The organism is Actinoallomurus spadix (assembly GCF_024055725.1).
GTDB lineage: Bacteria > Actinomycetota > Actinomycetes > Streptosporangiales > Streptosporangiaceae > Actinoallomurus > Actinoallomurus spadix.
Genome location: NZ_JAMXMX010000035.1, coordinates 25,942 through 52,922, shown reverse-complemented (window position 1 = coordinate 52,922; position 26,981 = coordinate 25,942). Strand labels below are relative to the sequence as shown.

Annotated in this window: 22 protein-coding genes and 1 pseudogene; 14 read left to right on the top strand and 9 right to left on the bottom strand. The window is 71.6% G+C overall.

Features of this window, described 5'->3' with window-relative positions; genetic code table 11:
* Positions 1–15 precede the first annotated feature (15 nt).
* The 9 genes from cobA to NE235_RS33760 all read left to right on the top strand — a co-directional run bounded on the left by cobA (position 16) and on the right by NE235_RS33760 (position 12,652).
* Positions 16–1,254, top strand: a complete 1,239-nt coding sequence (gene cobA / locus NE235_RS33800; RefSeq protein ID WP_252810355.1) for a uroporphyrinogen-III C-methyltransferase — start codon at positions 16–18, stop codon at positions 1,252–1,254.
* Complete coding sequence (locus NE235_RS33795; protein WP_252810353.1) at positions 1,251–2,972, top strand: GTPase family protein; 1,722 nt, start codon at positions 1,251–1,253, stop codon at positions 2,970–2,972. The genes cobA and NE235_RS33795 overlap by 4 nt, the downstream gene beginning before the upstream one ends.
* A 19-nt stretch (positions 2,973–2,991) precedes the next feature.
* Complete coding sequence (locus NE235_RS33790; protein WP_252810351.1) at positions 2,992–4,716, top strand: P-loop NTPase family protein; 1,725 nt, start codon at positions 2,992–2,994, stop codon at positions 4,714–4,716.
* A 193-nt stretch (positions 4,717–4,909) separates the two neighbouring features.
* Positions 4,910–5,437: a single-stranded DNA-binding protein gene (locus tag NE235_RS33785; protein ID WP_252810349.1), complete on the top strand. Its 528-nt coding sequence runs from the start codon at positions 4,910–4,912 to the stop codon at positions 5,435–5,437.
* Between the two features lie 713 nt (positions 5,438–6,150).
* Positions 6,151–7,470 (top strand): GGDEF domain-containing protein, encoded by a 1,320-nt coding sequence (locus NE235_RS33780; RefSeq protein ID WP_252810347.1) that lies wholly within the window; start codon positions 6,151–6,153, stop codon positions 7,468–7,470.
* A gap of 10 nt (positions 7,471–7,480) precedes the next feature.
* Positions 7,481–9,178: an energy-dependent translational throttle protein EttA gene (gene ettA / locus NE235_RS33775; RefSeq protein WP_252810345.1), complete on the top strand. Its 1,698-nt coding sequence runs from the start codon at positions 7,481–7,483 to the stop codon at positions 9,176–9,178.
* Between the two features lie 158 nt (positions 9,179–9,336).
* The gene (locus NE235_RS33770) at positions 9,337–9,780 is read left to right on the top strand and encodes an acyl-CoA thioesterase (RefSeq protein WP_252810343.1); all 444 of its coding nucleotides are present in this window, start codon (positions 9,337–9,339) and stop codon (positions 9,778–9,780) included.
* 116 nt (positions 9,781–9,896) lie between these two features.
* A complete protein-coding gene (locus NE235_RS33765) occupies positions 9,897–11,306 on the top strand; it encodes a S28 family serine protease (RefSeq protein WP_252810341.1) in 1,410 nt (469 codons plus the stop codon).
* Between the two features lie 152 nt (positions 11,307–11,458).
* Complete coding sequence (locus NE235_RS33760; RefSeq protein WP_252810339.1) at positions 11,459–12,652, top strand: MFS transporter; 1,194 nt, start codon at positions 11,459–11,461, stop codon at positions 12,650–12,652.
* Positions 12,653–12,800: 148 nt separating this feature from the next.
* Here NE235_RS33760 and NE235_RS33755 read toward each other — a convergent pair.
* From NE235_RS33755 to NE235_RS33740, 4 genes and pseudogenes are all read right to left on the bottom strand, one after another.
* A pseudogene (locus tag NE235_RS33755) lies at positions 12,801–13,178 on the bottom strand (globin); the annotation flags it as partial.
* A gap of 13 nt (positions 13,179–13,191) precedes the next feature.
* Positions 13,192–14,205 (bottom strand): mechanosensitive ion channel family protein, encoded by a 1,014-nt coding sequence (locus NE235_RS33750; RefSeq protein WP_252810335.1) that lies wholly within the window; start codon positions 14,203–14,205, stop codon positions 13,192–13,194.
* Between the two features lie 196 nt (positions 14,206–14,401).
* A complete protein-coding gene (locus NE235_RS33745; RefSeq protein ID WP_252810332.1) occupies positions 14,402–14,692 on the bottom strand; it encodes a hypothetical protein in 291 nt (96 codons plus the stop codon).
* A 334-nt stretch (positions 14,693–15,026) separates the two neighbouring features.
* On the bottom strand, positions 15,027–15,656 hold the full coding sequence (locus NE235_RS33740; RefSeq protein ID WP_252810330.1) for a hypothetical protein: 630 nt from the start codon (positions 15,654–15,656) through the stop codon (positions 15,027–15,029).
* On the opposite strand from NE235_RS33740, the gene NE235_RS38485 reads away from it, so the two are divergent.
* A complete protein-coding gene (locus tag NE235_RS38485; RefSeq protein ID WP_252810328.1) occupies positions 15,633–16,691 on the top strand; it encodes a tetratricopeptide repeat protein in 1,059 nt (352 codons plus the stop codon). The two genes, NE235_RS33740 and NE235_RS38485, sit on opposite strands and share 24 nt — an antisense overlap.
* A gap of 3 nt (positions 16,692–16,694) precedes the next feature.
* Entirely contained in the window at positions 16,695–17,270 is a 576-nt protein-coding gene (locus tag NE235_RS33730; RefSeq protein WP_252810326.1) for a GNAT family N-acetyltransferase, read from the top strand.
* Between the two features lie 386 nt (positions 17,271–17,656).
* Here the strand turns inward: NE235_RS33730 and NE235_RS33725 are convergent, their stop codons facing one another.
* The 3 genes from NE235_RS33725 to NE235_RS33715 form a co-directional block, all read right to left on the bottom strand.
* Entirely contained in the window at positions 17,657–17,860 is a 204-nt protein-coding gene (locus NE235_RS33725) for an FmdB family zinc ribbon protein (protein WP_252810325.1), read from the bottom strand.
* A 58-nt stretch (positions 17,861–17,918) separates the two neighbouring features.
* Positions 17,919–18,428, bottom strand: a complete 510-nt coding sequence (locus tag NE235_RS33720; protein WP_252810323.1) for an HNH endonuclease — start codon at positions 18,426–18,428, stop codon at positions 17,919–17,921.
* 220 nt (positions 18,429–18,648) lie between these two features.
* Positions 18,649–19,116 (bottom strand): hypothetical protein, encoded by a 468-nt coding sequence (locus tag NE235_RS33715; RefSeq protein WP_252810321.1) that lies wholly within the window; start codon positions 19,114–19,116, stop codon positions 18,649–18,651.
* Positions 19,117–19,471: 355 nt separating this feature from the next.
* Here NE235_RS33715 and NE235_RS33710 point away from each other — a divergent pair, with 355 nt between their 5' ends.
* Together NE235_RS33710 and NE235_RS33705 are read left to right on the top strand one after the other, a co-directional pair.
* On the top strand, positions 19,472–21,577 hold the full coding sequence (locus tag NE235_RS33710; RefSeq protein WP_252810319.1) for a prolyl oligopeptidase family serine peptidase: 2,106 nt from the start codon (positions 19,472–19,474) through the stop codon (positions 21,575–21,577).
* Positions 21,574–22,377: a class I SAM-dependent methyltransferase gene (locus NE235_RS33705; RefSeq protein WP_252810316.1), complete on the top strand. Its 804-nt coding sequence runs from the start codon at positions 21,574–21,576 to the stop codon at positions 22,375–22,377. The genes NE235_RS33710 and NE235_RS33705 overlap by 4 nt, the downstream gene beginning before the upstream one ends.
* Before the next feature lie 152 nt (positions 22,378–22,529).
* On the opposite strand, the gene ilvD is transcribed toward NE235_RS33705, so the two are convergent.
* Positions 22,530–24,374 (bottom strand): dihydroxy-acid dehydratase, encoded by a 1,845-nt coding sequence (gene ilvD, locus NE235_RS33700; protein ID WP_252810314.1) that lies wholly within the window; start codon positions 24,372–24,374, stop codon positions 22,530–22,532.
* 128 nt (positions 24,375–24,502) lie between these two features.
* Complete coding sequence (locus tag NE235_RS33695; RefSeq protein ID WP_252810312.1) at positions 24,503–25,360, bottom strand: nuclease-related domain-containing protein; 858 nt, start codon at positions 25,358–25,360, stop codon at positions 24,503–24,505.
* 205 nt (positions 25,361–25,565) lie between these two features.
* Between NE235_RS33695 and NE235_RS33690 the strand changes: the two genes are divergently transcribed.
* Positions 25,566–26,975 carry an amidase gene (locus tag NE235_RS33690; RefSeq protein ID WP_252810310.1) on the top strand — a complete coding sequence of 470 codons (1,410 nt, stop codon included), beginning with the start codon at positions 25,566–25,568 and terminating at the stop codon, positions 26,973–26,975.
* Positions 26,976–26,981: the final 6 nt, after the last annotated feature.

Sequence of the window (26,981 nt, the reverse complement as noted above, 5' to 3'; positions counted from 1 at the left end):
ACCAGGAGACCTTCCTTGCCGCCCTACCTTCTCGGTCTGCGCTTCGACGGCCGCCGCGTCGTCGTCATCGGCGGCGGGCGCGTCGCCCAGCGCCGCGTTCCCACCCTGCTGGCCGCCGGCGCCGACGTGCTGCTGATCGCGCCCGAGGCCACGCCGATGCTGGACGATCTGGCCGCGCGCGGCGAGCTCACCTGGGAGCGCCGCCCGTACCGGCCGGGTGACTGCGCCGGAGCCTGGCTGGTGCAGGCCGCCACCGACGACGGTGAGGTCAACACCGCCGTCGCCGCGGAGGCCGAGGCCCAGGGCACCTGGTGCGTGCGCGCCGACGACGCGGAGCTGTCCCCGGCCTGGACCCCGGCGAGCGGCAGGGTCGGTGAGACCACCGTCGGCGTGCTCGCCGGCGGCGACCCGCGTCACGCGGCCGGGCTGCGCGACGTCATCGTCGCGGGGCTGCGCGACGGCACGATCGAGGCACGGCACTCGCGGCGGCGGCCCGTGGGCGTGGCCCTCGTCGGCGGCGGCCCCGGCGATCCGGGCCTCATCACCGTACGAGGCCGGCAGCTGCTGGCGCAGGCGGACGTCGTCGTCACGGACCGGCTCGCCCCCCGCGAGCTCCTCGACGAGCTGCCGGCCGACGTCGAGATCATCGACGCGTCCAAGATCCCGTACGGCCGTTCGGTCACGCAGGAGCGCATCAACGAGGTGCTCGTCGAGCAGGCGAAGGCGGGCCGTTTCGTGGTGCGCCTGAAGGGCGGCGACCCGTTCGTCTTCGGCAGGGGAGGCGAGGAGGTCCTGCACTGCGTGCGGGAGGGCGTCCCCGTCACCGTGGTCCCCGGCATCACCAGCGCGATCGCCGTGCCCGCCGCGGTCGGCGTGCCCGTCACCCACCGGGGCGTGTCACAGGAGTTCCACGTGGTGTCCGCGCACGTCGCTCCGGGGCACCCCGCCTCGACCGTCGACTGGGAGGGGCTCGGCCGCGCCCAGGGCACGCTCGTCCTGCTGATGGCGGTGGAGCGCATGAGGGTCATCGCCGACACGCTGATGCGCTATGGTCGGTCGCCTGACACTCCCGTCGCCGTCGTTCAGGACGGTACGCTTCAGAACCAGCGCGCTCTCATGGCGACGCTCGCGACGGTTGTGGACGAGATGACGGCCACCGGCGTGCGGCCTCCGGCGATCGTCGTCGTGGGCGACGTCGTGCAGGTGGCGCACCAGATCGACATGCTGAACGCGGATATGGGGCGGACTCCGTGACACCCCCGGCTGACCAGAGCGCGATCAAACGCGCGGCGACACCCCTTCCCCTCGACGAGGCCCTGGTCGATCTACGGGACCAGATCGCCTCCTTCCGGTTCGTGCTCGACGCCCCGGGCGTCGACGAGGCGCGCGCCATGCAGCAGGATCTGCTGAACCAGCTCGACGACTACCTCCTGCCCCGGGTGCGCCGCAAGGACGCCCCGCTGCTGGTGGTGCTCAGCGGGTCGACCGGCGCGGGCAAGTCCACGCTGGTCAACACCCTCGTCGGCGAGCGGGTCAGCGCGACCGGCGTCCTGCGGCCCACGACGAGCAGCCCGATCCTGGTCTGCCATCCCGACGACGCCGACTGGTGGCTCGACGAGCGCTACGTCCTGCCCGGCTTCGGGCGGGTCCCGGGCCCGGCGCCGGACGCCGTGGTCGGCGACCAGCTGGTGATCATGAAGAGCGACGTGCTGCCCAAGGGCCTGGCGCTGCTCGACAGCCCGGACGTCGACTCGGTGTTCGAGGAACACCATGATTTCGCGGCACAGTTCCTGGCCGCAGCCGACGTCTGGATCTGCGTGACCACCGCCGCACGCTACGCCGACGCCCTGGTCTGGCGCCTCCTGCACCGCGCCCGCGACCACGGCGCCACCCTCGGCGTCGTCCTGTCGCGCGTGCCCGAGGGCGGCGAGGAGGTCGTCGGCCACTTCACCGAGATGCTCAAGGACCACGGCCTGGAGCAGGCCGCGCAGTTCGTCATCCCCGAGACCACGGTCTCCGGCGGGATGCTGCCGTCCGAGGCGGCCGACGAGGTGCAGATGTGGCTGGGCGGCATCAGTGAGGACGAGGACGGCCGCGCGGAGGTCATCCGGTCTACTCTGGGTGGTGTGCTCGACACCTTCCGCACCCGCGTCCCCGAGCTGGCCGCGAAGGTCGAGGAGCAGGTCGCGCTGCGCACGCTGCTCCGCGAGGACGTCGAGGGCGCCTACGCCACCGGCCTCGCCGAGCTCGACGAGGCCACCCGCAACGGCTCGCTGCTGCGCGGCGAGGTCCTCGCCCGCTGGCAGGACTTCGCCGGCACCGGCGACCTCGAGCGCGCGCTGCACGCCGGCCGCGGCCAGACGGGCCACCGCGGCAGCCGCCGCAATCGCGCCCCCGCGCGGGTCCGCGCCCTCAAGGCCGCCCTGCGCAGTGCCCTGGAGTCCCTGATCGTAGCCGGCGCGGAGCGCGCCGCCGATGAGGTCGTGAGCCGCTGGCGGAGCCGCCCGGCCGGCGCCATGCTGCTCGAAGGGCGCGACGAGACGCTCGACCGCGCCTCCGCGGAGCTGCCCCGGCGCGTCACCCGCGCCGTCAGCGCGTGGCAGGACCACATCGCCGACCTGATCCGTACCGAGGGCGTCACGAAGCGTTCGGTCGCCAAGTTCGTCTCCTACGATGACGAGGCGCTGGCACTCGTGCTGATGGTCGGCCTGTTCGGCTTCGGCACCAGCGACATCGCGGTCGAGGGCGGCACCAGCGCCGTGCCGCAGCGGCTGCTCAAGGCGCTGTTCGGCGCCGAGTCGCTGCGCAGCATGAGCGCCAAGGCGCGGGCCGACCTTCGCGGTCGCGTCGGCATGCTGTTCGATGAGGAGGCCATCCGGTTCGGGCAGGTGCTCGACGGCGCCGGGGTGGCCGACGAGACCACCCCCGTCCAGCTCTACCAGGCCACTTACAACCTCGAGGTCGCCCGGTGACCGAGGAGGATCGCGACCGATGACGACGACCACCCCCGGCGTCTCCGGCACGTCCGAGGAGACCTCGCCCCAGCAGACGGCCGCACCGAGGCGGGACCCGGCGGCGCCGTCCGAGGTGTCCGGGCTGACCCACCGCCTCGCCACCCTGGACCGCCTCGTCGAGCTCGGCGAGGGCCGCGTCGACCAGGATCTGATGGACGACGCCGCCGCGCTCCTCGCCCGGGCCGGCGACCGGCTGCGCCTGTCCGGCGACCACACGATCGTCGCGCTCGCCGGCGGCACCGGCAGCGGTAAGTCGTCGCTGTTCAACGCCGTCTGCGGCCTCGAGCTGTCCCCGACGGGGCTGCGCCGCCCGATGACCTCGTCCGCGCACGCCTGCGTCTGGGGTCTCGACGGCGCCGGCCCCCTGCTCGACTGGCTGGAGGTCGACAAGCGCCACCGGTACGCCCGGGCCAGCGCGCTCGACCAGGCGAGCGGCGAGGAGCAGGCCGGCTCGCTGCAGGGGCTCATCCTGCTCGACCTGCCCGACCACGACTCGATCCGGTCCGAGCAGGTCGCGGAGGTCGACCGGTACGTCGGCGTCGCCGACCTGCTCATCTGGGTGCTCGACCCGCAGAAGTACGCCGACTTCGCCGTGCACCGGCGCTACCTGGAGCCGCTGGCCGGCCACGACGGCGTGAGCCTCATCGTGCTCAACCAGATCGACCGCCTCGCGCCCGAAGAGATCGACGAGTGCGTCAAGGACCTGCGGCGGCTGCTGGAGGCCGAGGGGTCGCGCACCCCGCACATCCTGACCACGTCGGCCAAGTCGGGGGCCGGCATCGAGGACTTCCGCGACGTCATCGCGGACACCGTGGCCGCCCGGCGGGCCCGCACCCAGCGGCTCGTCGCCGACCTGGACCGGCTCATCCAGCGGTTCGAGGACGCCTTCGGCGCGGTCGAGCCGCCCGCCACCATCGACGGCAAAGGCGCGGCGGCGCTGGTCGAGGCCCTGGTGGACGCCGCCGGGATTCCCGCCGTGGCCGAGGCCATGGAGAGCGCGTACGCACTTCGCGCGACCGACTACGTCGGCTGGCCGCTCACCCGTCTCGCCACCCGGCTCCGCAGCGACCCGCTGCGCCGCATGCGCCTCGTCGAGCTGCGCGACGAGCTGCGCGCCGCGTTCACCACCCCCGTCAACGCCCAGCAGGCCCACGTCGACAACGCCCTGCAGGACGTCACCGAGGACGTCGTCCGCGACCTGCCGCCGTCCTGGCGGCGCTCGGTCCGGGAGGCAGGCCGGTCCAATGCCGAGGCCCTCCCGGAGACCCTCGGCGCCTCGCTGCGCGCGGTCGTACCATCCTTCAACCAGGTGCCGGGCTGGTGGTGGGCGGTGCGGATCTGGCAGTACCTCCTGCTGGTCGTCGCCGCCGTCAGCGTCGTCTGGCTCGTCGGCATCGCCGCCTTCGCCGGGCTCAAGGTCGCCCACGCGCCGACCCGGCTCCTCGGCGAGGCGGGGCTCGCGCCGTACGTCGCGCTGGTGCTGGTCTGCGTCCTCGGACTCGGCCTCCTCACCGCGCTGGTCGCCCGCAACCTCGTCGCGCTCACGGCGGCGAAGCACAGCGAGCGGATGGAACAGCAGATGCGCGAGGGCGTCACGGCGGCGGCGCGGGAGCTCGTCATCACGCCCGTCGAGGAGGAGCTCGCCGTCTACGCGCGGTTCCGCGACGAGGCCGGCCACGCCATCCGCGACGTCGCGCGGTAAGCGCGGTAAGACGGCTCCGGCGGTCACCGGTGCGTACCGGCGCCGGGCGCGATGGCCTGCCCGGGCGAGTCCACCGGCGTCGCGGTTATCCACAGTTCGCCACAGGGGGTGTCGGGCGGGATTCCGCATCCACGACGGTGGGGGTGTGACGGCGGCGGCGCAGGGCCGCCGCGCACGCACCCGAGGAGCCTTCGTGAACGACGCGCTGATCACCGTCATCGGTTTCGTGGCCGCCGAGCCCCACTTCGAGGTCCTGTCCAGCGGCACGTCCCTGATGTCCCTCCGCATCGGCAGCACCCCGCGCCGCTTCGACCGCGACCTCGGCCAGTGGCGCGACGAGGATCCGATGTTCCTGACCGTGACCTGCTGGCGCTCCCTCGCCACCAACCTCCAGGCGAGCGACCTCAAACGCGGCGACCCGGTCATCGTGACGGGCCGCCTCCGGATCCGGGAGTACGCCAAGGACGGGCAGACACGCTTCTCCGCCCAGATCGAGGCGACCACGGTCGGCCACGACCTCAGCCGCGGCGTCGCCCGTCTGCAGCGCTCTCAGCGCTCCTCGATCAACCTGTCGGAGGACCGCCGGCAGGCCGACGACCTCGCCGACCGGTGGCTCGAGGCGGGCGCGGACGGCACCGAGGAGCTCACGAGCCAGGTCGCCGAGGGCTCCGGCGAGGCCGAGGAGACCGCCGAGCCGGCGGGGATCCGGGCGGTCGCCTGATGCGCCCCTCCGGCGTCTCCTGGGTGCGCGCCGGCACCTGGCCGGCACGGAGACGGTAGCCCCCGGACGTCCGCCGGAGGCGGGGCGCTCCCGCCGCTCCGCCTCCGGCCTCTGCCTCCGGCCTTCGGCCTGCGCTGCCCCCTGCCCTCGGCCTCCGGCTTGTGCGGGCCCTGCCTTCGGCCTGCGCCGCTCCGACTGTGCCGCTCCTGACATCGGCTTGTGCGGGCCTTGCCTGCGCGGCTCCTGACCTTGGCCTGTGATGCTGCTGATTTCGCCCTGCGTTGCCCCTGACTTCGGCCGCCTGCGCAGCTCCGGCTTCGGCCGGCCGGACGCTCTCGCCGGTCGATGACGAGGTGGCCGCAAGCGGACACGCCCTCGTGGCGGGGCCGCGTGGGTGGGGGTAGGGGTGATGGATCGCTCAGATCCAGGAGATGCCGCGCATCATGCCTTCTTTCCGGGATGGCGCGTCCGCCGGCGTGGGGAGCCGGCACTCGCGAGCGCGTCAGGTGATGCGGGGCGGCGCCCATCGCCCCGGGCGACCGCGGCCGACCACCGGGCCGCCCGAGAAAGGTACCGAATTTCTTGCCCGCTCCGCACCCATTGCAACTATCCTATTACTGAACGTGATTCGATCAAGAGCGAGCATGAGCCGCCGTCCTGCGTCGCGGCGACCGCCCGGACGGGCGGTCACGGTCTGACCCGTAGGAGGATGAATGACGGCACTGCACACCTCCGGCGACGGGCGCGGTGATGTCGCCGCCGCCGCCCCGCGGCGATGGCCGTTGCTGCAGCAGCCGGCTCTGCTCGCCCCGTACGTCCTCGTGGTCGTCGCGCTGTACGCCGTGCTGATCGGGCTGGCGGTGACGCACACGGTCTGGCGGCCCCAGGCGATGCTCGTGTTCGCCGCGCTGCTGGCCTGCGGCGCGATCAGCATCGAGGCGTCGCGGCGGCTCGGCATGCCGGCGGGTGTCGCGCGTGACCTGCTGTCGGCGTGGTGGTTGCCCGCTGCGCTGCTGCTGCCGCCGGTCTACGCGCTCCTGATGCCGATACCGCTGCAGGTCCTGCTGCAGTTGCGGGTGCGCCGTACGCTGCTGCACCGGCGGGCGCTCGTCACCTCGGCGCACGGCCTGGCCGGCGCCGCCGCCTCGGTGACGTTCCACACGATCGTCCCGCATCCGCTCCGGGACGCCGGCGCGTGGCTCTCCGACCTCGACGCCATGATCCCGATGGTGGTCCTCTGCGCCGTGCTCTTCACGATGATCAACACGGCGATCGTCATGGTGGCCGCGCGCATCGCGAAGGCCGAGTGCTCCTGGCGGAAGCTGGTGGGCAACCGCGAGATCCTCCTCCTCGACCTCGTCGAGATCTGCGTGGGGATCCTGATCACCATCTCCTGCGCGCTGACGCCGCTGCTGCTCGTGATCGCGCTGCCGCCCGTGATGCTGCTGCAGCGCAGCCTGATGCACACCCAGCTGCGGGCGGCCGCCCGGCTCGATTCCAAGACCGGCCTGCTCAACGCCGCGACCTGGCAGCTGGAGGCCGACACCGAGATCACCCGCGCGGTCCGCACCCACGACTCGCTCGCCCTGCTCCTGATCGACATCGACCATTTCAAGCGGGTCAACGACGCGTACGGGCACCTGACCGGCGATCAGGTGCTGGCCGGGGTGGCCGGCACCCTGGTCCAGCAGCTGCGGGAGTACGACGTGGTGGGCCGGTTCGGCGGGGAGGAGTTCGCGGTGCTGCTGCCGAACGCCGACATGCTGGAGGCCTGCCGGGTCGCCGAGCGGCTCCGCAGCAGGGTCGGCCGGATGTGCGTCCCCGCCGACGACGCCACGATCACGGTGACGATCTCGATCGGCGTCGCCCTGTTCCGCACTCACGGGCACGACCTGATCGAGCTGCTCGCCTCCGCGGATCTGGCGCTATACCGCGCCAAGGAGTCGGGCCGCAACCGGATCTGCCTCCCAGCGACGAAGAAGCCGGGCGAGCCGCGCCGGATCACGGCAAGGCCATCCCCTCGGAGGCTCTAGTCTTGACACCATGCCGGAGTACATCTACACGATGCAGCGCGTGCGCAAGGCGCACGGCGACAAGGTGGTCCTGGACGATGTCACCCTGAGCTTCCTGCCCGGGGCCAAGATCGGTGTCGTCGGCCCCAATGGCGCCGGTAAGTCCACGCTGCTGCGGATGATGGCCGGCCTCGAGCAGCCCTCCAACGGTGAGGCCCGGCTGATGCCGGGGTTCACCGTCGGCATCCTGCAGCAGGAGCCGCCGCTGAACGAGGAGAAGACCGTCCTCGGCAACGTCGAGGAGGGCGTCGCCGAGACCAAGGCGATGCTCGACCGGTTCAACGAGATCGCCGAGCAGATGGCGACCGACTACTCCGACGAGCTGCTCGAGGAGATGGGCAAGCTTCAGGAGCAGCTGGACCACCGCAACGCCTGGGACCTCGACAGTCAGCTCGAGCAGGCGATGGACGCGCTGCGGTGCCCGCCGGCGGACGCGGACGTGACCAAGCTGTCCGGTGGTGAGCGGCGCCGCGTGGCCCTCTGCAAGCTGCTGCTGGAGGCGCCGGACCTTCTGCTGCTCGACGAGCCCACCAACCACCTCGACGCCGAGAGCGTGCAGTGGCTGGAGCAGTACCTCGAGAAGTACGCCGGTACGGTGCTGGCGGTCACTCACGACCGTTACTTCCTCGACAGGGTCGCCGGCTGGATCTGCGAGGTCGACCGGGGCCGGCTGGTCGGCTACGAGGGCAACTACTCCACCTACCTGGAGAAGAAGGCCGAGCGCCTCAAGGTCGAGGGTCAGAAGGACATCAAGCGCAAGAAGCGCCTGGAGCAGGAGCTGGAGTGGGTCCGCTCCAACCCGAAGGCCCGCCAGACCAAGAGCAAGGCCCGTCTCCAGCGGTACGAGGAGATGGCGGCGGAGGCGGCCAAGACCCGCAGGCTCGACTTCGAGGAGATCCAGATCCCGCCGGGCCCGCGCCTGGGCACCACGGTGATCGTCGCCGAGCACCTGACGAAGGGCTTCGACGACCGCCTCCTGATGGAGAACCTGTCCTTCAACCTGCCGCCGAACGGCATCGTCGGTGTCATCGGCCCCAACGGCGTCGGTAAGACCACGCTGTTCCGCATGATCGTCAATGCGGCCGGGGCGGGCGCGCCCGATGGCGTGACCGCGGACGAGAAGCCGGACGAGGGCAGCCTGAAGGTCGGCGACACCGTCAAGATCTCCTACGTCGACCAGAGCCGGGGCGGCATCGATCCGCAGAAGAACGTCTGGCAGGTCGTCTCCGACGGGCTCGACCACATCAAGGTCGGCCAGGTCGAGATGCCCAGCCGGGCGTACGTCGCGGCGTTCGGCTTCAAGGGCCCGGACCAGCAGAAGCCGTCCGGCGTGTTGTCCGGTGGTGAGCGCAACCGCCTCAACCTCGCGCTCACCCTCAAGCAGGGCGGCAACGTCCTGCTGCTGGACGAGCCCACCAACGACCTGGACGTCGAGACGCTCGGCTCGCTGGAGAACGCCCTGCTGGAGTTCCCCGGCTGCGCCGTGATCACATCGCACGACCGGTGGTTCCTCGACCGCATCGCCACGCACATCCTGGCGTGGGAAGAGGGCTCGAACTGGTTCTGGTTCGAGGGCAACTTCGCCGACTACGAGAAGAACAAGATCGAGCGGCTCGGTGCCGAGGCGGCCCGCCCGCACCGCGTCACCCACCGCAAGCTGACCCGCTGACACGCCACGACGACGGGCCGCGCGACCTCCGGGTCCCGCGGCCCGTTCCCTTCCGGCCCGCCGTGAGAGCCCTGCCCCGGCGCCTCCGGGCGCTCACCCGAGTTCGGGAGTGTCCGGCCGCCGGTGCCCTCGAGCCGATCACCTGAGATGGACGGACGATGACCCAGCCTGTTCTCGACCCCGGTCACGTCGGCACGCCGCGTGTCCACGTGCACGAGTTCCACGTACGGTTCGGTGACATCGACTCCCTGGGCCACGTGAACAACTGCCGGTACCTGACGTACCTCGAGGACGCCCGGGTGGCGATGTTCTACACCGACCCGGACCGCGAGGGACGCCCGCGGCCCCTGCACGGCCTGGTCGTGGCGCGGCACGAGATCGACTATCGGCGGCCCCTGCTGCTGCGGCCCGAGCCGGTGCGCGTCGAGACGCGGGTCACGGAGATCCGCGCGGCGTCCTTCCGCCTGGCGTACGAGGTGTGCGACGACGAGCACGTGTACGCGCGGGCGGTCTCCGTGATGGTCGGCTACGACCTGGAGCAGGGCCGGACCCGGCGCTTCGACGACGAGGAGGCCGCCTTCCTGCGGCAGTACCTCGTGTGACCGGCGGGACCCGAGCGACAGTTCCGTAACGAACGCCGAGGAGATCGGCTTTTGTCGCTGCTTTGCCCCGTAATGTCGCGGTTGCATTCTCGCGATCCGACACAAAAGGGGTAAGAATGCGCAACCTCTCTCGAGGAGTGCTGGCGCTGCTGCTGGCCGCCGGACTGGGCGGCGCCGGCGGTACCGCGCGTGCCGCGTCGGCCCGGGGCGGGGACGACGACGTCCTGACCAGGCTCAAGGCGATCCCCGGCATGACGGTGCAGGAGAAGACCTCCACGCTCTCGGGCTACCGCTGGTTCTGGCTGAACTACCGTCAGCCGATCGACCACCGCCACCCGGACCGCGGCTGGTTCGAGCAGCGGGTCCTGCTGGAGCACAAGTCCGCCGACCGGCCGATGGTCCTCTACACCAGCGGCTACAACACGCCGGAGACGATGTTCCTGTCGGAGCCCACGGCGCTGGTGGACGGCAACCAGATCTCGGTGGAGTACCGCTACTTCACGCCGTCGCGGCCCGAGCCGCCGGTGTGGACGAAGGACACGATCTGGCAGGCCGCCACCGACGAGCACCGGCTGATCAAGGTCCTCAAGACCGTCTACCACGGCAAGTGGATCTCGACCGGCGCCAGCAAGGGCGGTATGACCGCCACCTACCACAAGCGCTTCTATCCGTCCGACGTCGACGGCACGGTCGCCTACGTCGCTCCCAACGACGTTAACAACAAGGACGACAGCGCGTACGACCGGTTCTTCAAGACCGTCGGCACCGACCCGAAGTGCCGCGCCAACCTGGAGAGCCTGCAGCGCGAACTGCTCAAGCGGCGCCCGGAGATCCTCGCGCGGATGAGCGCCGACGCCCAGAAGGCCGGCCAGACCTGGAAGATCCTCAAGACCGTCGACCGGGCCTTCGAGAACTCGGTGATGGACTTCGAGTGGGGCTTCTGGCAGTACCACCTGCAGTCGGAGTGCGAGGACGTCCCGGCGGCGACCGCCTCGACGGATGAGATCTACTCCTTCTTCGACACGATCTCCGGCGCGCTGACCTACACGGACCAGGGCCTGGAGCCGTACATCCCGTACTACTACCAGGCGGGCACGCAGCTCGGCTGGCCGTCGCCGAAGTTCAAGCACCTGCGCCCGCTGCTGCGCTACGAGAGCACCTACCAGCCGCGGACGTACGTGCCGGGTGACATCCCGATGCGGTTCGACCCGTCGGCGATGAAGGACATCGACCACTGGGTCCGCACCCACGCGACCCACATGATGTTCGTCTACGGCCAGAACGACCCGTGGGGCGCCGAGCCGTTCCGCGTCGGCCCGGGCAGCCGTGACTCGGCCGTGTACGTCGCGCCGGGCCAGAACCACAGCGGGCGGCTGATCTCCAAGCTGTCCGACGCGCAGCGCGCGCGGGCCACCGCGGACCTGCTCCGCTGGGCCGGCGTCTCCTCGTCGCAGCAGGCGCGGACCCTCTCGGTCCCGGCGCAGGTCGCCGAGGACCCGATCCTCGCCCAGCGTCCCCCGCTGTGACGGGAGACCGCTCACGGCCCGGCCGTACGCCGTGACGCGCCCGTCGTCCGCATGACGCGCCACCGGTCCCCTGCGAGGGGCCGGTGGCGCGTCGCGTTCCGCGGTCTCACCCGCGCGGGCTGTCTCATATGTTGATACGCTAATATCAACATATGAACAGACGGTGGTCGGTCCTCGGGGTCGGATTGTTGGCCATGGTCGCCGGGTGCGCCTACCAGTACGGCCTCCCGTACCTCATCCCCGCCCTGCGCGCCGACGCCGGTCTCTCCCTCGGCCGGGCCGCGACACTGATCTCCTGCCCGGTCGCGGGCCTCCTCGTCTCGCTCGCGCTGTGGGGCGTGGCCGCCGACCGCTGGGGCGAGCGGGTCGTCCTCGCCACCGGCCTGACGATCGCCGGCGCCGCGCTGCTGGCCGCCGCCACCGTCCACCATCCGGTGCCGCTCGGCGTCTGCTTCTTCCTCGCCGGAGCGGGCGGCGCGTCGATCCACGCGGCCAGCGGCCGGCTCATCCTCGGCTGGTTCGCCGCCCACGAGCGCGGTCTGGCCATGGGCGTGCGCCAGACCGGGCAGCCGCTGGGCGTCGGGCTGGCCGCCCTCGTCCTGCCGCCTCTCGCGGCCGGAGCGGGGCTCGCGGGTGGCCTGGTCTTCCTCGGCTGCTGCTGCCTCGCCGCCGCGCTGCTGGTGGCCGTGCTCGTTCGCGACCCGGCACGTACGGAGGGCGACGAGCCGCACGGCGGCCGCTCGCCGTACCGCACCTCCGTGCTGTGGCGGATCCACGCCGCGAGCGCGCTCCTCGTGGTCCCGCAGTTCACGGTGTCCGCGTTCGCCCTCGTCTACCTCGTCGACGCGCAGGGTTGGAACGCCGGGACCGCCGGCCGGCTGCTGGCGGCCGCCCAGCTCGGCGGCGCCGCGGCCAGGCTGGCCGTCGGCCACTGGTCCGATCGCGCGGGCAGCAGACTGCGCCCGATGCGCGTCCTTGCGCTGGGAATCGGAGCCGTGATGCTGGCCCTGACGATCGGCGCGCTGGCGGGCTGGGGAGCCGCCACCGTCATCCTCGTCGTCGCCTCGGTGATCACCGTGACCCCCAACGGGCTGGCCTTCACGGCGGTCGCGGAGTACGCGGGACGGACCTGGGCCGGGCGGGCGCTCGGCTTCCAGAACACCGGCCAGAACCTCCTCGCCGCGGCGACCCCGCCGGTGCTCGGTTCCCTCATCGGCGGGTCGGACTACGGGACGGCCTTCGCGATCGCGGTGGCGTTCCCCGTCGTCGCGGGCCTGCTGCTCCCCGTACGAGCCGAACGCGCGCCGGCCCGTACGCCCTCCTCGGCGGCGACCCCCGCGCGCTGAGCGGTCGCGCCGCCCCGGAGGACCCGTACGCGGTGAGCCGGCGTGCCGGCCCGTACGGCCGTGTGGGCACGGACCCGTACGGGGGGAGCCGGCGCACCGGCCCGTACGGCCGCCGCGGCGGCGAGCCGCGTGCGGGCATGGGTCAGCCGGGCGCGTTGATCAGGCTGTTCGCCGCCATCACGAGGTAGTCCCAGAGCATCGTCTCCAGCGGCTCGGGAAGCTCCAGCTCGTCGATGGCGTCGCGCATGTGGCCGAGCCAGGCGTCGCGCTCGGCCTCGCCGATCCGGAACGGCACGTGCCGCATGCGCAGCCGGGGGTGGCCGCGCCGCTCGCCGTACGTCCGCGGACCGCCCCAGTACTGCATCAGGAAGAGCCGGAGCCGCTCCTCGGCCGGCCCGAGATCCTCTTCGGGATACAGCGGGCGCAGGAGGGGGTCTGCGGCCACCCCTTCGTAGAACCGGTGGACCAGGCGGCGGAAGGTCTCCTCGCCGCCGACCGCTTCGTAGAAAGTGACCTCTTGTGTCATGACCTGCCCCAGCCTACGCGGCCGTGAAGGCCGCGATGGTCAACCCGGCCGAGTCGAACGCCTTCTTGAGGCGCTCGCGCAGCTCCGACGCGGCATCCCCCTGCCGGCCGGGGGTCGTCTTGCAGACGACGCGGACGACGACCGCCTCGTTGGACAGCGCCTGGATGCCCCAGACCGTCGGCTCCTCCAGGATGATCTCGTCCCACGGGGGCTCGGCGGCCATGACCGACGCCGTCTCGCTCAGGATCGTCCGGACCTTGTCCAGGTCGACGTCGTACTCGACCGGGACGTCGAGGACGACGCGGGCCCAGTTCTGCGACTCGTTGCCGACCCGCTTGATCTCTCCGTTCGGGATGTACCAGACGACGCCGTCGGCGTCGCGCAGGCGCGTCGTGCGCAGCGTGACCGCCTCGACCGTGCCCTTGGCACTCCCGACGTCGATCACGTCACCGACGCCGTACTGGTCCTCCAGCAGCATGAACATGCCGCTGAGGAAGTCCTTGACGAGGTTCTGCGCGCCGAAGGCGACGGCGACGCCGATGATGCTGGCACTGGCCAGGAAGGGCGTGAGGTTGAGCCCGAGGTACCCCAGCACGGTGAGCGTCGCGGCGCCGAGGATGATCACCGAGGAGATGCTGCGCAGCACCGACCCCATCGTCTCGGCCCGCTGCCTGCGCCGCTCGCTGACCAGGACGGGACTGCCGTCGAAGATGGTGCGGGTCTTCTCGCGGAGCCGCTCGGGCATGGTGCCCTCGGCCATCCGGGTCGTGACCTTGGTGATCAGCTTGTGCGTCAGCCTGCGCAGGACGTACGCGATCACGATCGTGAGGACGACCTTCACGGTCCAGGTGATCGGGCTGCTGCCGTCCAGCCACACGTGGTACCAGTGGGCGAGGTCGCCGTTGTGCGTGATGTTCCAGGTCAGCCGGCACCCGGTGGTGATGTGGCCGGGGTCCTTCGGCCTCGGGTCGTCCGCGCAGGCGCTGGTGAGTGACGTCTTTCCGCTCAGGGACGGCAGAACAGACATCGCAAGACGCGCGAACACGAGACATCCTCCCGGGTGGTCCCCGTGCTGGGCGACCGTGTTGGACCGGCGAACCTACGGGATGGATCGTAGGCGACGGCGGGACGTCCCCGGTGCCATCGGGTGGACGGGCGCTCTGAGCGGGCCCCGCGGAGCCGGTCGGTCCGCGCCACTGGCAACAGGCTCCGCGGGGGGCTCTTCAGGCGCCGTGCGCCTCCAGGACGCGGGCCACCTTGACGGCGGCGCCGCAGGGGTCCTCGACGTCGTGCATCGGCTCTCCCCAGGACCACCAGAAGTACCAGGACCGCTGGTCAGGGGTGTCCGGCGCCGGCGCGCACGTGACGTTCTCCGACATGCTCGCGGCGTCCGGGTTGACGACCCGGCAGAACGCCGGGCCGGAGCGGCTGCGGACCACGCGCGCCACCAGACCGCGTTCGCCTAATTCCCGCGCCAGTCCTTCGAGATATCCCAGTCGACGTTCGTCGAACACGGAGCGTGCCTCCCTCGCTCACCCGGTGAACTCACCTCGTTACGCGGTGCGAGAATCGCAAGTCCGGTGGGAGGGGGTCAAGGGACGCTCCCGGCGGTAGGGGACCAACATCCGTCGACTCGGGTAGAGGTTTCTCAACTCGCGATGAAGCTTTTTCTGCTCCGGTATGGGGACTGCGACCGTATCGCGCGCCTTTCTGACTGAATCAGTTGGCGGATCGCGATGCCAGAGTTACGCTGCGTACGCGAGATTTCATCTCCGTGGCCATGAATCATCCGGTCGGCTCTTCCCCCCGAGGAGGCCGGGAATGACAGATCCCCCGAGAACAGAACCCTCAAGAACAGATCTCCCACGAGCAGAAGTAACAGATCCCCGCAAAAAGGACCCACCTCGCAAAGAGGCTGATACGGCACGTCGTATCCGTGCCCGCGGGCTGGCCCAGGGCCTCGCGCCACCGGAGATCGCGCGGGAAATTCACGATCAATGCGCGCCGATCTTCGGAACCAGTCCGATCAAAGCCCAGCGACTCGCGCACGGCATCGCACTGTCCGATGTCGTCGCCCAAGTCAGGGCGCTGTACGAACTGGAAGGCAAACCCCTTCCCAAGCTCGGTGAGACGCTGCTGTCGGCGTACGAGAGCGGCTACAAGCGCCCGGGTCCCGAATATCTGCACTATCTCTGCGGCGTCTACCGCGTAGAGCCCGCGGACCTCGGCTTCCAAGGGCCGTGCGTCTGCGGCAACCGGCACGACCGCCCACGTGCCGGCGCCCAGGAGACCGGCGCTCGCGAGCCCGACAGCGTGGTCGGGCCACGAGGCGTCGTCGCCGGCGGCAGCGACTGGGCGACGAAATTCGACCGAACCTCCGGTCCGCACCTCTCCCGGGTCCACTACCGCGCCGAAGACCCGGGGACCGGCACGGACGGGGACGAGGAGGACATAGTGCTTCGGCGAACTCTCCTGCAACTCCTGGCCGGAGCAGGCGTGGTGCTCGACGGCCAGATCCTGGGGGCGGTGGACGGCATCCGCCGCCGTATGGACGACACCCTGGTCAACGCCTCGGTGTCACCGACCATGCTCGACCAGTGGGAGGAGACCGTCCAGGGGTACGGACAGCAGTACATGTCCACCCCGCCGCTGCGGCTGCTCTGCGACGTCCTGCTGGACTTCAGCGAGGTCCGCCGCATGTGCGAGCAACGGCAGCCGATCGAACTGCAGGAACGCCTGTGCCGCATCGCGGCGCAACTGTCCGGCCTGTCGGGCGTCATCATGATCGACCTCGGCGATCACCGCCTCTCCCGCTCGTTCTTCCGCACGGCGCGGACGGCCGCCGACGAGACCGGCGACCGGGCGCTCCGCGCCTGGGTGAGCGTCCGCGAGGCGCTCGTGCCGATGTACTACGGCGACCCCCGGGAGGCGCTGCAGCTGGCACGCCGGGCGCAGGACCTGGCCGGCCGCGTACCCAGCGTGGCCGGCGCCATGGCGCCGATCGTCGAGGCCCGCGCCCTCGGCATGCTCGTCAAACGGGGCCGTAACGAGGCGGTCCCCAGCGCCAAGCGCGCGATCACCCGCGGCCAGACGGTCTTCTCCCAGCTAGGGAAGGACCAGGTGCAGGACACCGCCTTCGGCTACACCGAGCGCCAGCTGGCCTTTCACATGGGCGACACCTACACCAACCTCGGCGACCACGGCAACGCCGACGAGACGCTCCGCAAGGCACTGACCCTCTATCCCGCGACCGAGGAGCTCGATCGCACGCTCATCTGGCTCGACCGGGCGTCGTGCCGTCTCCAGGAAGGAGAGCCCGAAGAGGCGCTGCGCACCGCCAAGGAGACCATCCTCGCGGTGTCCGCCGCGCACCGGACCGACATCGTCATCCACCGGGCCCGCCAGCTCGCCAGCGCGGTCGTCTCGCAGTACGGCGACATCCGGGCGGCCCAGGAGTTCCGTGACGCACTCGCCGGTCCGGCCACGGCGGGCATCGCCCGGAAGCAGGCCTGACGGGTGGCCCGCCTGCCGGGAGGCGTCTCGGCGCGCGTGCGGCGGCTGTCGTACGACCCGCCCGAGTGGGAGTCCGCCGGCCTGCTCCTGCGGCGCTACACCGCCCGTGACCACCAGGCGGTGTTCGCCCTCCATCAGGAGTGCCTGTTCCGGGTGGGGGTGCGTCCGGGCGACGGCGTCTACTACGACGACGACTTCGCGCGCATCGAGGAGATCTATCTCCGTGACCGGGGCGAGTTCCTCGTCGGAGAGGTGAACGGCGAGGTGGCGGCACTCGGCGGGCTGCGGCGCGTCGACGACGTCACCGCCGAGATGGTGCGCCTGCGGGTCCGGCCGGACCTGCAGGGCCGGGGCTACGGCGCGGTGCTCGTCACCGTCCTGCAACAGCGCGCCGCCGAACTCGGCTACCGCGTGCTGCGGGCCGACACGACGGTGCGGCAACGGGCCGCGCTCGCGCTGTACCGCAGGTTCGCCTGGCGGGAGGTCGACCGCAAGGTCACCGGCGGCACCGTCACCGTCTACCTCGAGAAAGATCTGCACGGGGAGATGCCGCGCGGACGCGCGGGCCCCGTGCGGTGAGCGCCGCGTACGGGTGGTGCCCTGGCGGGGGGAGACCGCCCGTACGCGGTGTCCGCCGGCCACGCCGGCGGCCACGTGACGGCGGTCCCGGGACGGCCCGCCACACGCGGCCGCGCCGGGACCGCCGTCACGTGGCGGCACGAAGGCCGCCGGTCACGTGGCCGGGCCGAGGAGGCCGGTCATGGCGAGGGCCGCGGACATCAACGACTCCGGCCGGGCGTCCGCGCGGCGGGCGCCCGGCCGGGGCAAGGGGGCCGTGAGCGGCGGCGGTGCAGACCCGCCGCCGCTCACGTCACGCCGCGCGGACGCGGGTCCCGGTCCGCTCACCGTCGCCCACATCACAGCGATGGGGCGCCCGCCGGAGGGACGCCGCCGGGCGTGGACCCTCAGCCGCAGCAGCCGCCACCGCAGCAGCCGCCGCTCCTGGGCGGGGCCGCGGTGGTACCGCCGGTGACCGCCACCGTGGACAGCAGCTTCACCGTGTCGTCGTGACCGTCGGGGCAGGCGGCCGGGGCGGACGCCTCGGCCATCGGGCGGGACACCTCGAACGTCGCGCCACAGGCGCGGCAACGGTAGTCGTAACGTGGCACGGCCACAGCGTACGACGTCACCGCCCGCCCGTCATGCCCCGTCCGCCGTTCGGAGCGGTCAGGCCGCGGGTTCGGAGACGTAGGGCGCCCACTGGGGATCGCCGTCGTTGACCAGGCCGATCAGCCGCCAGTGCGCCCCGCGCGGAACGGACGGGACGAAACGCAGGCTCCAGCCGATCTCTTCAAGGAGTTTGTCGGCCTTGCGATGGTTGCAAGGCATGCAGGAGGCGACGCAGTTCTCCCAGACGTGCTTGCCGCCGCGGCTGCGCGGGATGACGTGGTCGATCGTCTCCGCGCGAAGGCCGCAGTAGGCACACCGGAAGTTGTCGCGCCGCATGAGCGCCGCCCGGGTGAGCGGCACGCGTTGTCGGTACGGAATCCGGACGTAGCGCAGGAGCCGGATCACCGACGGCATCTCGACGACGACGGAGGCCGAATGCAGCCTCGCCCCCGAGGCGTCATGGTGGACGATCTCCGCCTTCTCCCGCAGGATCAGGCAGACGGCACGCCGCAGGGGGAGGGTCGTCAGGGGCTCGTACGTCGCGTTGAGCAGCAGGACCTGTCTCATCAGACGGCCCCCGCGCCGCAGGTGCCGGCCGCCTCCCGGGCCGCGCTCCAGCGCGCCTCGGTATGAGGCTCGTCGGTCGTTCTCACCAGCGCACCCGCCACGAGGACCTCCTCACGGGTGATACCCAGAGTTGCAATCAGTGTGGCTGCTGAGATGCCGATCGCGCTACCCATAAATCGTGGTATTCGCTGGAGACACGCCCGGGAGGCGGCCCGGCCGGTCAGTGGCCCGGGTGGTGGTTCCTCTGGGCCCCGGTGTCCGCGGCGGTCGGCCGGTCGCGCCACGTCATCTTCGCGTCGACGCGCAGCGGGCCGCCCGCGAGACTGCCCGTGGTCCTGGTCCAGCCGGTGCGCTTCTCCCCGGCGCCGATCGTGTCGTACCGGCACACGGCCGTCTCGTGCTCCGACGCGCAGGGCTTCGACAGCCCGAGGATCTTGTGGCCGGACGTGACCGTCTGGGCCGCGATGACCTCGTCGGCGGCGCCGGCTCCCTCGTTCACGAGCGTCCAGCGCCAGAGGACGCCGGATTTCCCGGCGGCCGCGGGCCGGTCGAAGACGAGGTGAAGGTCCGCTCCCTTCGCCCGGTGCCCGCCCGGTGCCTCCTGCGAGCGCCGGGATCCGTCACGCGCCGGCCGGGCCGTCTGGGACGGCGCGTGCGTCGGCTGAGCCGAGCGCGACGGCGTTGGCACGTGCGTCGGCCGAGCCGTACGTGACGGCGACGGAGACGGCTGCGGCGTGCGACCCGGGTGCGCCGGCCGCCTCAGGTCCTGCTGCGGCGCCGGACGCGGCGGCTGGGGCGTGCGCGCGTGCGCGGGCCCGCCGCTCAGGACCGCGGCGGCGAGGCCGGCCACGGCCAGTCCCGCCGCGGTACGGCGGGCGTGACCGCCACCCCGCGAGACCGGTCTGCACGGGTCATGCGTGTCCTTCATTGTTCCCCCCGATCGACGTGGAAAGACGCGCCCCACATCTTTCTTGGTGCGGCGACCATGGGGAAAGCGCCACGCCACGCACGGGCGGCTCCGCCGACCTCGTAAAGTGCGACTCATGAGCCGACCGCCGTACCCGTCCGCGCATCGTCAGGACATCGTGGAGGAGATCCACGGTCACCGTGTCGCCGATCCCTACCGGTGGCTGGAGGATCCGAACGCCGACGACACCAAGAAGTGGCTTACGGCGCAGGACGAGCTGTTCCACCGTGAGGTCGACGACCTGCCCGGCCGGGACCGGCTGCGGACCCGGGTGCGCGAACTGCTCGGCGCCGGCAGCGTCGGCGCTCCGGTGTGGCGGGGCGAGCGCCGGTTCTTCATGCGGCGCACCGCGGAGCAGGAGCACGCCGTCCTCTACACCGTCGACCCCGGCGGTGCGGAGCGGGCGCTGATCGACCCGATGGCGCTCGACCCGTCGCACACGACGACGCTGGACTCCTGGCAGCCGGACAAGGAGGGCCGCCTGCTGGCCTACCAGCTGTCCCACGGCGGCGACGAGGAGTCCAAGCTGTACGTGATGGACGTCGCCACCGGCGAGACGGTCGAGGGACCGATCGAGCGGTGCCGCTACACGCCGGTCGCCTGGCTGCCGGGCGGCGAGGCGTACTACTACGTCCGCCGGCTCCCCGCCGACCGGGTCCCGGCCGGGGAGGACCAGTACCACCGCCGCGTGTACCTGCACCGGGTGGGGACCGACCCCGAGACCGACGACATGATGATCTTCGGCGAGGGGCGGGAGAAGACCAACTACTACGGCGTCGGCGTCAGCCGTGACGGCCGCTGGCTCACCCTCTCCTCCTCTCAGGGGACCGCGCCGCGCAACGACCTGTGGATCGCCGACCTGAGCACGTCCGCCCCGGAGACCCCGGAGCTGCGGGTCGTCCAGGAGGGGATCGACGCCGAGACCGGTGTGCACGTCGGGCGCGACGGCCGCGCGTACGCCTTCACCGACCTGGACGCGCCGCGCGGCCGGCTCTGCGTCGCCGACCCGGCCGACGTGTCGCCCGGCACCTGGCGCGACCTGATCCCCGAGGACGCCGAGGCGGTCCTGTCGGACTTCGCGATCCTCGACGACCTGGACCGGCCGATCCTCCTCGCCGGATGGACCCGCCACGCGATCAGCGAGATCACCATCCACGACCTGGCGACCGGGGAGCGGATCGGGGAGGTCCCCGTGCCCGGCCTCGGCTCGATCGGCGGGATCGTCGAACGCCCCGAGGGCGGCCATGAGGCGTGGTTCACCTACGTCGACCACACGGCGCCGTCGTCGGTCTACCACTTCGACGCCGCGACCGGCGAGACGACGCTCTGGGCGGCCCCGCCCGGCACCGTCGACGTTCCCGACGTCGAGGCGCGCCAGGTGACGTACACCTCCAAGGACGGCACCGAGGTCCGCATGCTCATCGTCGCCCGCGCCGACGCGGTGCCAGGCGAGCCCCGGCCGGCGATCCTGTACGGCTACGGCGGCTTCAACGTCCCGCTGACTCCCGCGTACTCCGCGGGGACGCTCGCGTGGGTCGAGGCCGGCGGCGTCTACGCGGTCGCCAACCTGCGCGGCGGCTCCGAAGAGGGCGAGGAGTGGCACCGCGCCGGGATGCTGGGCAAGAAGCAGAACGTCTTCGACGACTTCCACGCCGCCGCCGAGAAGCTGATCGCCGACGGGTGGACCACGGCGGACGGGCTGGCGATCTCCGGCGGTTCCAACGGAGGCCTGCTCGTGGGCGCGGCGATCACCCAGCGGCCCGACCTGTACGCCGCGGCGGTCTGCTCGGCGCCGCTGCTCGACATGGTGCGGTACGAGCGGTTCGGCCTCGGTCAGACCTGGAACGTCGAGTACGGCTCCGTCGAGGACCCCGAGCAGTTCGCCTGGCTGTACGCCTACTCCCCGTACCACCACGTGCGGGAGGGCGTGATCTACCCGGCGACCCTGTTCACCGTGTTCGAGAGCGACACCCGCGTCGACCCCCTGCACGCCCGCAAGATGTGCGCGGCGCTCCAGCACGCGTGCGCGGAGGAGGGCGGGCCCATCCTCCTGCGCAACGAGGCCGAGGTCGGGCACGGCGCCCGCGCCGTCAGCCGTTCGATCGAGCTGAGCGTGGACACGCTGTCCTTCATGGCGGCCCACACGGGGCTCACGATCGAGGAGGAGGCTTCCCGGCCATGAGCGAGGCGAGCGGGGGTGGCCGGTCGAACGCCCTGGACCGCGTCCTGCCGCTGCTGGACCGGCCGCCCGGGGAACCGGACGTGTCGCGTGGCTACCTCGACCTCCTCGGCGAGGCGCGGCCGCACGACACGATCGCGCAGCGCCTCATGCGGTCCGGTTTCCTGCCCAGGATCTACGAGGATCTGTGGCGACCGGTGATCTTCGGTGTCTTCAAGGGCCCGCTCGGCCCGGACATCGAGGAGGAGTACACCCTCGCCCGCGACTGGCTGAACCTCGCCGCGACTCCGGACGGCACCGTCCTCGACGTGGCCTGCGGCCCGGGCAACGTCACCCGCGCGCTGGCGGCCGGCATGACGGGCCACGGCCTCGTCGTGGGCATCGATGCCTCCGCGACCATGCTCGACCGTGCCGTGGCCGACACGGTGCGGCCGAGCCGCCGCGGCGAGAACGGCGCCGCCGACGTCGCGTACGTCCGCGGCGACGCGGCGGACCTGCCGTTCGGCGACGGGGTCTTCGACGCGGTGTGCTGCTTCGGCGGCCTCTACCTGTTCGACGACCCGTGGACGGCGGTCGACGGCATCACCCGCGTGCTGCGGCCCGGCGGCCGGGCCGTGTTCCTGACGACCCGGCGGCCGGAGCTGCCCGTCATCGGCCTGGGCAGCTCCGTCCTCGGGCGGCTGGCCGGCATCCGGATGTTCGGCGCCGACGACCTTTGTTACGCCCTCCGGGGCCGTGGCTTCACCGGCCTGCGCCAGCGCTCGTACGGCCTGATGCAGTTCGTCGGCGCCACCCGCGGCTGAGCACGGCGCGCGCACGACCGACGCGGTCGCGGTGAAATCCGCGACCTGCGCGAATCCCCTGGACGACGACGCCCCGCCCGGATCATCCCGGGCGGGGCGGTCGCGTTCGCGGGTGGTCTGCCGCGCTCGCCGCGGGTCGTCTGCCGGAGGGGTCAGCCGCCGAGCTGGGAGATGTCGCGGGCGGCGCCGGTGGAGGCGGACGTGGCCATCGCGGCGTACGCCTGCAACGCGGCGCTGACCGGGCGGTGCCGGTCACGCGGCCGGAAGGAGCCCAGCTCCTTCAGGAGGCGCTCGCGGCGGGCCTGGAGCTCGTCGGCGGGCACGTCGAGGCGGAGCTCGCGGCGCGGGATGTCGATGACGATCCGGTCGCCGTCCTCCACCAGGGCGATGTCACCGCCGGCCGCGGCCTCCGGGGAGGCGTGGCCGATGGACAGGCCGCTGGTGCCGCCGGAGAACCGCCCGTCGGTGATCAGCGCGCAGGCCTTGCCGAGCCCGCGGCCCTTGAGGAAGGACGTGGGGTACAGCATCTCCTGCATGCCCGGGCCGCCCTTGGGGCCCTCGTAGCGGATGACGACGACGTCGCCGGGCTTGACCTTGTTGCCGAGGATGCCCTCGACGGCGTCCTCCTGGCTCTCGAAGACGACCGCCGGGCCTTCGAAGGTCCACAGGGCCTCCTCGACGCCGGCGGTCTTGACGACCGCGCCGTCGACGGCGAGGTTGCCGTACAGCACGGCCAGGCCGCCGTCCTTGGTGTAGGCGTGCTCCGCGTCGCGGATGCAACCCTGCTCGCGGTCGAGGTCGAGCTCCTGCCAGCGGTTGTCCTGGCTGTACGGCCTGGTGGTGCGGACTCCGCCGGGCGCGGCGTGGAACAGCTCCACGGCCTCCGGGCGCACCTTGGAGGAGCGGACGTCGTACGCATCGAGGAACTCGGTGAGGGACCCGCTGTGGATCGTGTGGACCGTGCGGTTGAGCAGCCCGGCCCGGTCGAGCTCGCCGAGGATCGCGGGGATGCCGCCCGCCCGGTGGACGTCCTCGACGTGGTACTTCGCGGTGGCCGGGGCGACCTTGCAGATGCAGGGCACGCGGCGGGAGAGCTCGTCGATCTCCTTCAGGCCGAAGTCGACGCCGGCCTCACGGGCCGCGGCGAGCAGGTGCAGGATCGTGTTGGTCGAGCCGCCCATGGCCACGTCGAGTGCCATGGCGTTCTCGAAGGCGTCGCGGGTCGCGATGTTCAGCGGGAGGACGGACTCGTCGTCCCCGGCGTAATACCGGTTGGCGATCTCGACGACGCGCCGCCCGGCGTCCTCGAACAGCTTCTTGCGGTCCGCGTGCGTCGCGAGGACCGTGCCGTTGCCGGGGAGGGACAGGCCGATCGCCTCGGTCAGGCAGTTCATCGAGTTGGCGGTGAACATACCCGAGCAGGACCCGCAGGTCGGGCAGGCGTTCTCCTCCATCTGGGCGAGGGTCTCGTCGGACACCGACTCGTCCGCGGCGGCGATCATGGGGTCGATCAGGTCGAGCTTGGTCGTGCCGTCGACCGGCTTGCCCGCCTCCATCGGCCCGCCGGAGACGAACACCGTCGGGATGTTGAGACGCATGGCGGCGATCAGCATGCCCGGCGTGATCTTGTCGCAGTTCGAGACGCAGATCAGCGCGTCGGCGCAGTGCGCGTTGACCATGTACTCGACCGCGTCGGCGATCAGCTCGCGGGACGGCAGGGAGTACAGCATGCCGCCGTGGCCCATCGCGATGCCGTCGTCGACCGCGATCGTGTTGAACTCGCGCGGGACGCCGCCCGCCTCCTTCACCGCGGCGGCGACGACCTGGCCGACCTCGCGCAGGTGGACGTGGCCCGGAACGAACTCGGTGAAACTGTTGGCGACCGCGATGATGGGCTTGCCGAAGTCCTCGCGCGCTACGCCGGTGGCCCGGAGGAGGGCCCGGGCGCCCGCCATGTTCCTGCCGTGCGTGACCGTTCGTGACCTCAGCGGGGGCATCTGCCTCTCCCATCGTTTGTGCTCAGAGTTCGATCGTATGGGGTCGGCGGCCCGGATGAGACGGTGGTCTCAGTTTCCGAGACATCCGGGTCGCGCGATCGAGGCTCCGGGCACGAGGAGGGGAGGGGTCAGTCCGCGTCGGAGTCGGGGTACTTCGGGGGTAGCACGCGCTCGGCGGCGTTGTAGATCCGCTCGATGTCCACGGCGGTGAGGATCTTGGGCCTGCGGCGCAGGTAGTTGCGGGCCCGCCCACCGGAGTAGACGTCGACGTTGCGCACCATCAGGACCTTCCAGGAGATCGCCGGGCCGTAGATGGCCAGCGACGGCTGCACCGGCACCTCATAGCCGAGCTCCGCGCTGATCAGCTTGCTCGCCTGGTCGGCCTCCCAGCGGGCCTCGTCGAGCCGCTCCTTCTTGTTGAACGGCCCGAGGAACAGCTTGCGGTGCGACAGCGCGCGCACGGGCAGCCGCTTGTCCCACTTCTCCGAGTCGACGGCGTACACGCCGGTCGGCCCGATGACGAGGTGGTCGATCTGGCCGTCGCTGACGCCCTCGTCGTCGCGGGGGACGGCGCGGGCGTGCAGGGCGCGGTAGCCGGCCTTCTCCATGCTCCGCAACTGCCGTTCGGTCCGGCGTTCCGCGACCGACGGCTTGCGCCATGCCTCGACGCTGGAGTGCTGGCGTGACCGCCGGACGATGTCGACGATCACGGTGAGCACCGCCACGGCCAGGCCGATCCGGATCTCGAAGACGATCGCGAACAGCAGGCCCAGCACGGCGGCCGCGCCCGCCCGGATCATCCAGCGCTGGATCTGTGGATCGCTGATCCGGCCTCCGATCGGCTGTTCCCTCCGCCGCCTGGGCGGGCGTCCCTCGTCAGGACCTCCGGCCGAGCCTCCGCCACCGGGCGGCTCGATCGGACGTTCGTCGTCGGGGTGCTCGCGTGTGGACGTCTGAGTGGACTCGCCTCGCTCCACACTGGCCATGTCGACACTCCGTGCTCGATGGACTGCAGCACACATGATCTTTCCTGCTGCGAAGCGTAACCAGAGCCCGCGCCGAGTGCATAGTCGTGTCCGGTTGATACTTTTGTCTCCGCGCATGCGTGGTTCAGTGGCATGTTACCCGGGTAGATAAATCCCATCCCCCACTGCTCTGCTGCAACTTTCGGTGGGCGTACCGTTTTCACTTGTGACGCATATCCACGATCTCAGCGTTCGGGAGCAGGCCGCCGCGATCCGCGGCCGGGAGCTCTCACCCGTCGACATCGCCGAGCACTACCTCGACCGCATCGACCGCCTCTCCGACGCCGTCGGCGCCTATGTGACCGTGACCGCCGACCTCGCGCGCGACCAGGCCAAGGCGGCCGAGCGGGCGGTCATGTCCGGCGAGGAGGCCCCGCTGCTCGGCGTGCCGATCCCGGTCAAGGACCTCAACATGGTCAAGGACGTCCGCACGACGCTCGGCTCGGCGGCCTTTGCCGACTTCACGGCATTCACCGACGACAACGTCGTGACTTTTCTGCGCCAGGCAGGGACGATTCTCCTAGGGAAGACCAATACGCCAGAATTCGGACTGCCCTGTTATACCGAGAACGAGGTGGCGCCCCCCGCGCGCACCCCCTGGGACCTCGAACGCTCCGCCGGCGGATCCAGCGGAGGCGCCGCCGCGGCGGTCGCGGCCGGCCTCGCGCCCGCCGCGCACGGCAGCGACGGCGGCGGGTCCATCCGGATCCCGGCCAGCGTGTGCGGGCTCTTCGGGATCAAGCCGACGCGCGGCCGCATCAGCCCGGGCCCGATCGCCCCCGACCTCGTCGGCCTGGCCACCAGCGGCCCGATCGCCCGGAGCGTACGCGACGCCGCCCTGCTCCTCGACGTCATGGCCGGGAACGCTCCGGGAGACATGTACCACGCCGCGCCGCCGGAGGGGACCTTCCTGGAGGCAGCCGACCGGCCGCCGCGACGCCTGCGCGTCGCGCGGAGCGCCGTCCCCCCGGTCCCCGGCGCCCCCGTGCACCCCGACTGCCTGGCAGCGTACGAGTCCGCGAGCGGGCTGCTGGCGGAACTCGGCCATGAGGTGGAGGACATCGACCCGCCGTGGCAGGACGAGCTGATGCCCCACTTCGCGGCCCTCTGGGCGTCCATGGCCACGATGACCCCGGTCCCGCCCGAGAAGGAGGAGCTGCTGCGCCCGCTGACCCGCTGGCTCCGCGAGCGGGGCAACGAGGTCACCGCGCCGCAGCTGCTGCGCGCCCAGGCGGCCCTGCAGCTGGCCGTACGGTCGGGACTGCCGCTCCTCGAACGCTACGACGTGATCCTGCAGCCGACCCTCGCGCTGCCCCCCGTGCCCATCGGCCACTTCGACGAGGTCGGGCCCGAGGAGAACTTCCTGCGCCAGACGCTCTTCACGCCGTTCACGTCGATCTACAACGTCACCGGCCAGCCCGCGGTCAACGTCCCCCTGCACTGGACCGACGGCGGACTGCCGATCGGCGTCATGCTCGCCGGCCGGATGGGCGACGAGGCGACGCTGATCGCCCTGTCGGCGCAGCTGGAGGAGGCGCGTCCGTGGGCGCATCGTCATCCCGCGATTTGGGACTGAACGGCG

Coding starts and splice junctions, on each gene's coding strand:
- NE235_RS33705 (WP_252810316.1), top strand. CDS start 21,574: ATGAGCGAGGCGAGCGGGGGTGGCCGGTCGAACGCCCTGGACCGCGTC.
- NE235_RS33780 (WP_252810347.1), top strand. CDS start 6,151: ATGACGGCACTGCACACCTCCGGCGACGGGCGCGGTGATGTCGCCGCC.
- ettA (WP_252810345.1), top strand. CDS start 7,481: ATGCCGGAGTACATCTACACGATGCAGCGCGTGCGCAAGGCGCACGGC.
- NE235_RS33765 (WP_252810341.1), top strand. CDS start 9,897: ATGCGCAACCTCTCTCGAGGAGTGCTGGCGCTGCTGCTGGCCGCCGGA.
- NE235_RS33770 (WP_252810343.1), top strand. CDS start 9,337: ATGACCCAGCCTGTTCTCGACCCCGGTCACGTCGGCACGCCGCGTGTC.
- NE235_RS33695 (WP_252810312.1), bottom strand. CDS start 25,360: ATGGCCAGTGTGGAGCGAGGCGAGTCCACTCAGACGTCCACACGCGAG.
- NE235_RS33710 (WP_252810319.1), top strand. CDS start 19,472: ATGAGCCGACCGCCGTACCCGTCCGCGCATCGTCAGGACATCGTGGAG.
- NE235_RS33790 (WP_252810351.1), top strand. CDS start 2,992: ATGACGACGACCACCCCCGGCGTCTCCGGCACGTCCGAGGAGACCTCG.
- NE235_RS33750 (WP_252810335.1), bottom strand. CDS start 14,205: ATGTCTGTTCTGCCGTCCCTGAGCGGAAAGACGTCACTCACCAGCGCC.
- ilvD (WP_252810314.1), bottom strand. CDS start 24,374: ATGCCCCCGCTGAGGTCACGAACGGTCACGCACGGCAGGAACATGGCG.
- NE235_RS33760 (WP_252810339.1), top strand. CDS start 11,459: ATGAACAGACGGTGGTCGGTCCTCGGGGTCGGATTGTTGGCCATGGTC.
- NE235_RS33720 (WP_252810323.1), bottom strand. CDS start 18,428: ATGAGACAGGTCCTGCTGCTCAACGCGACGTACGAGCCCCTGACGACC.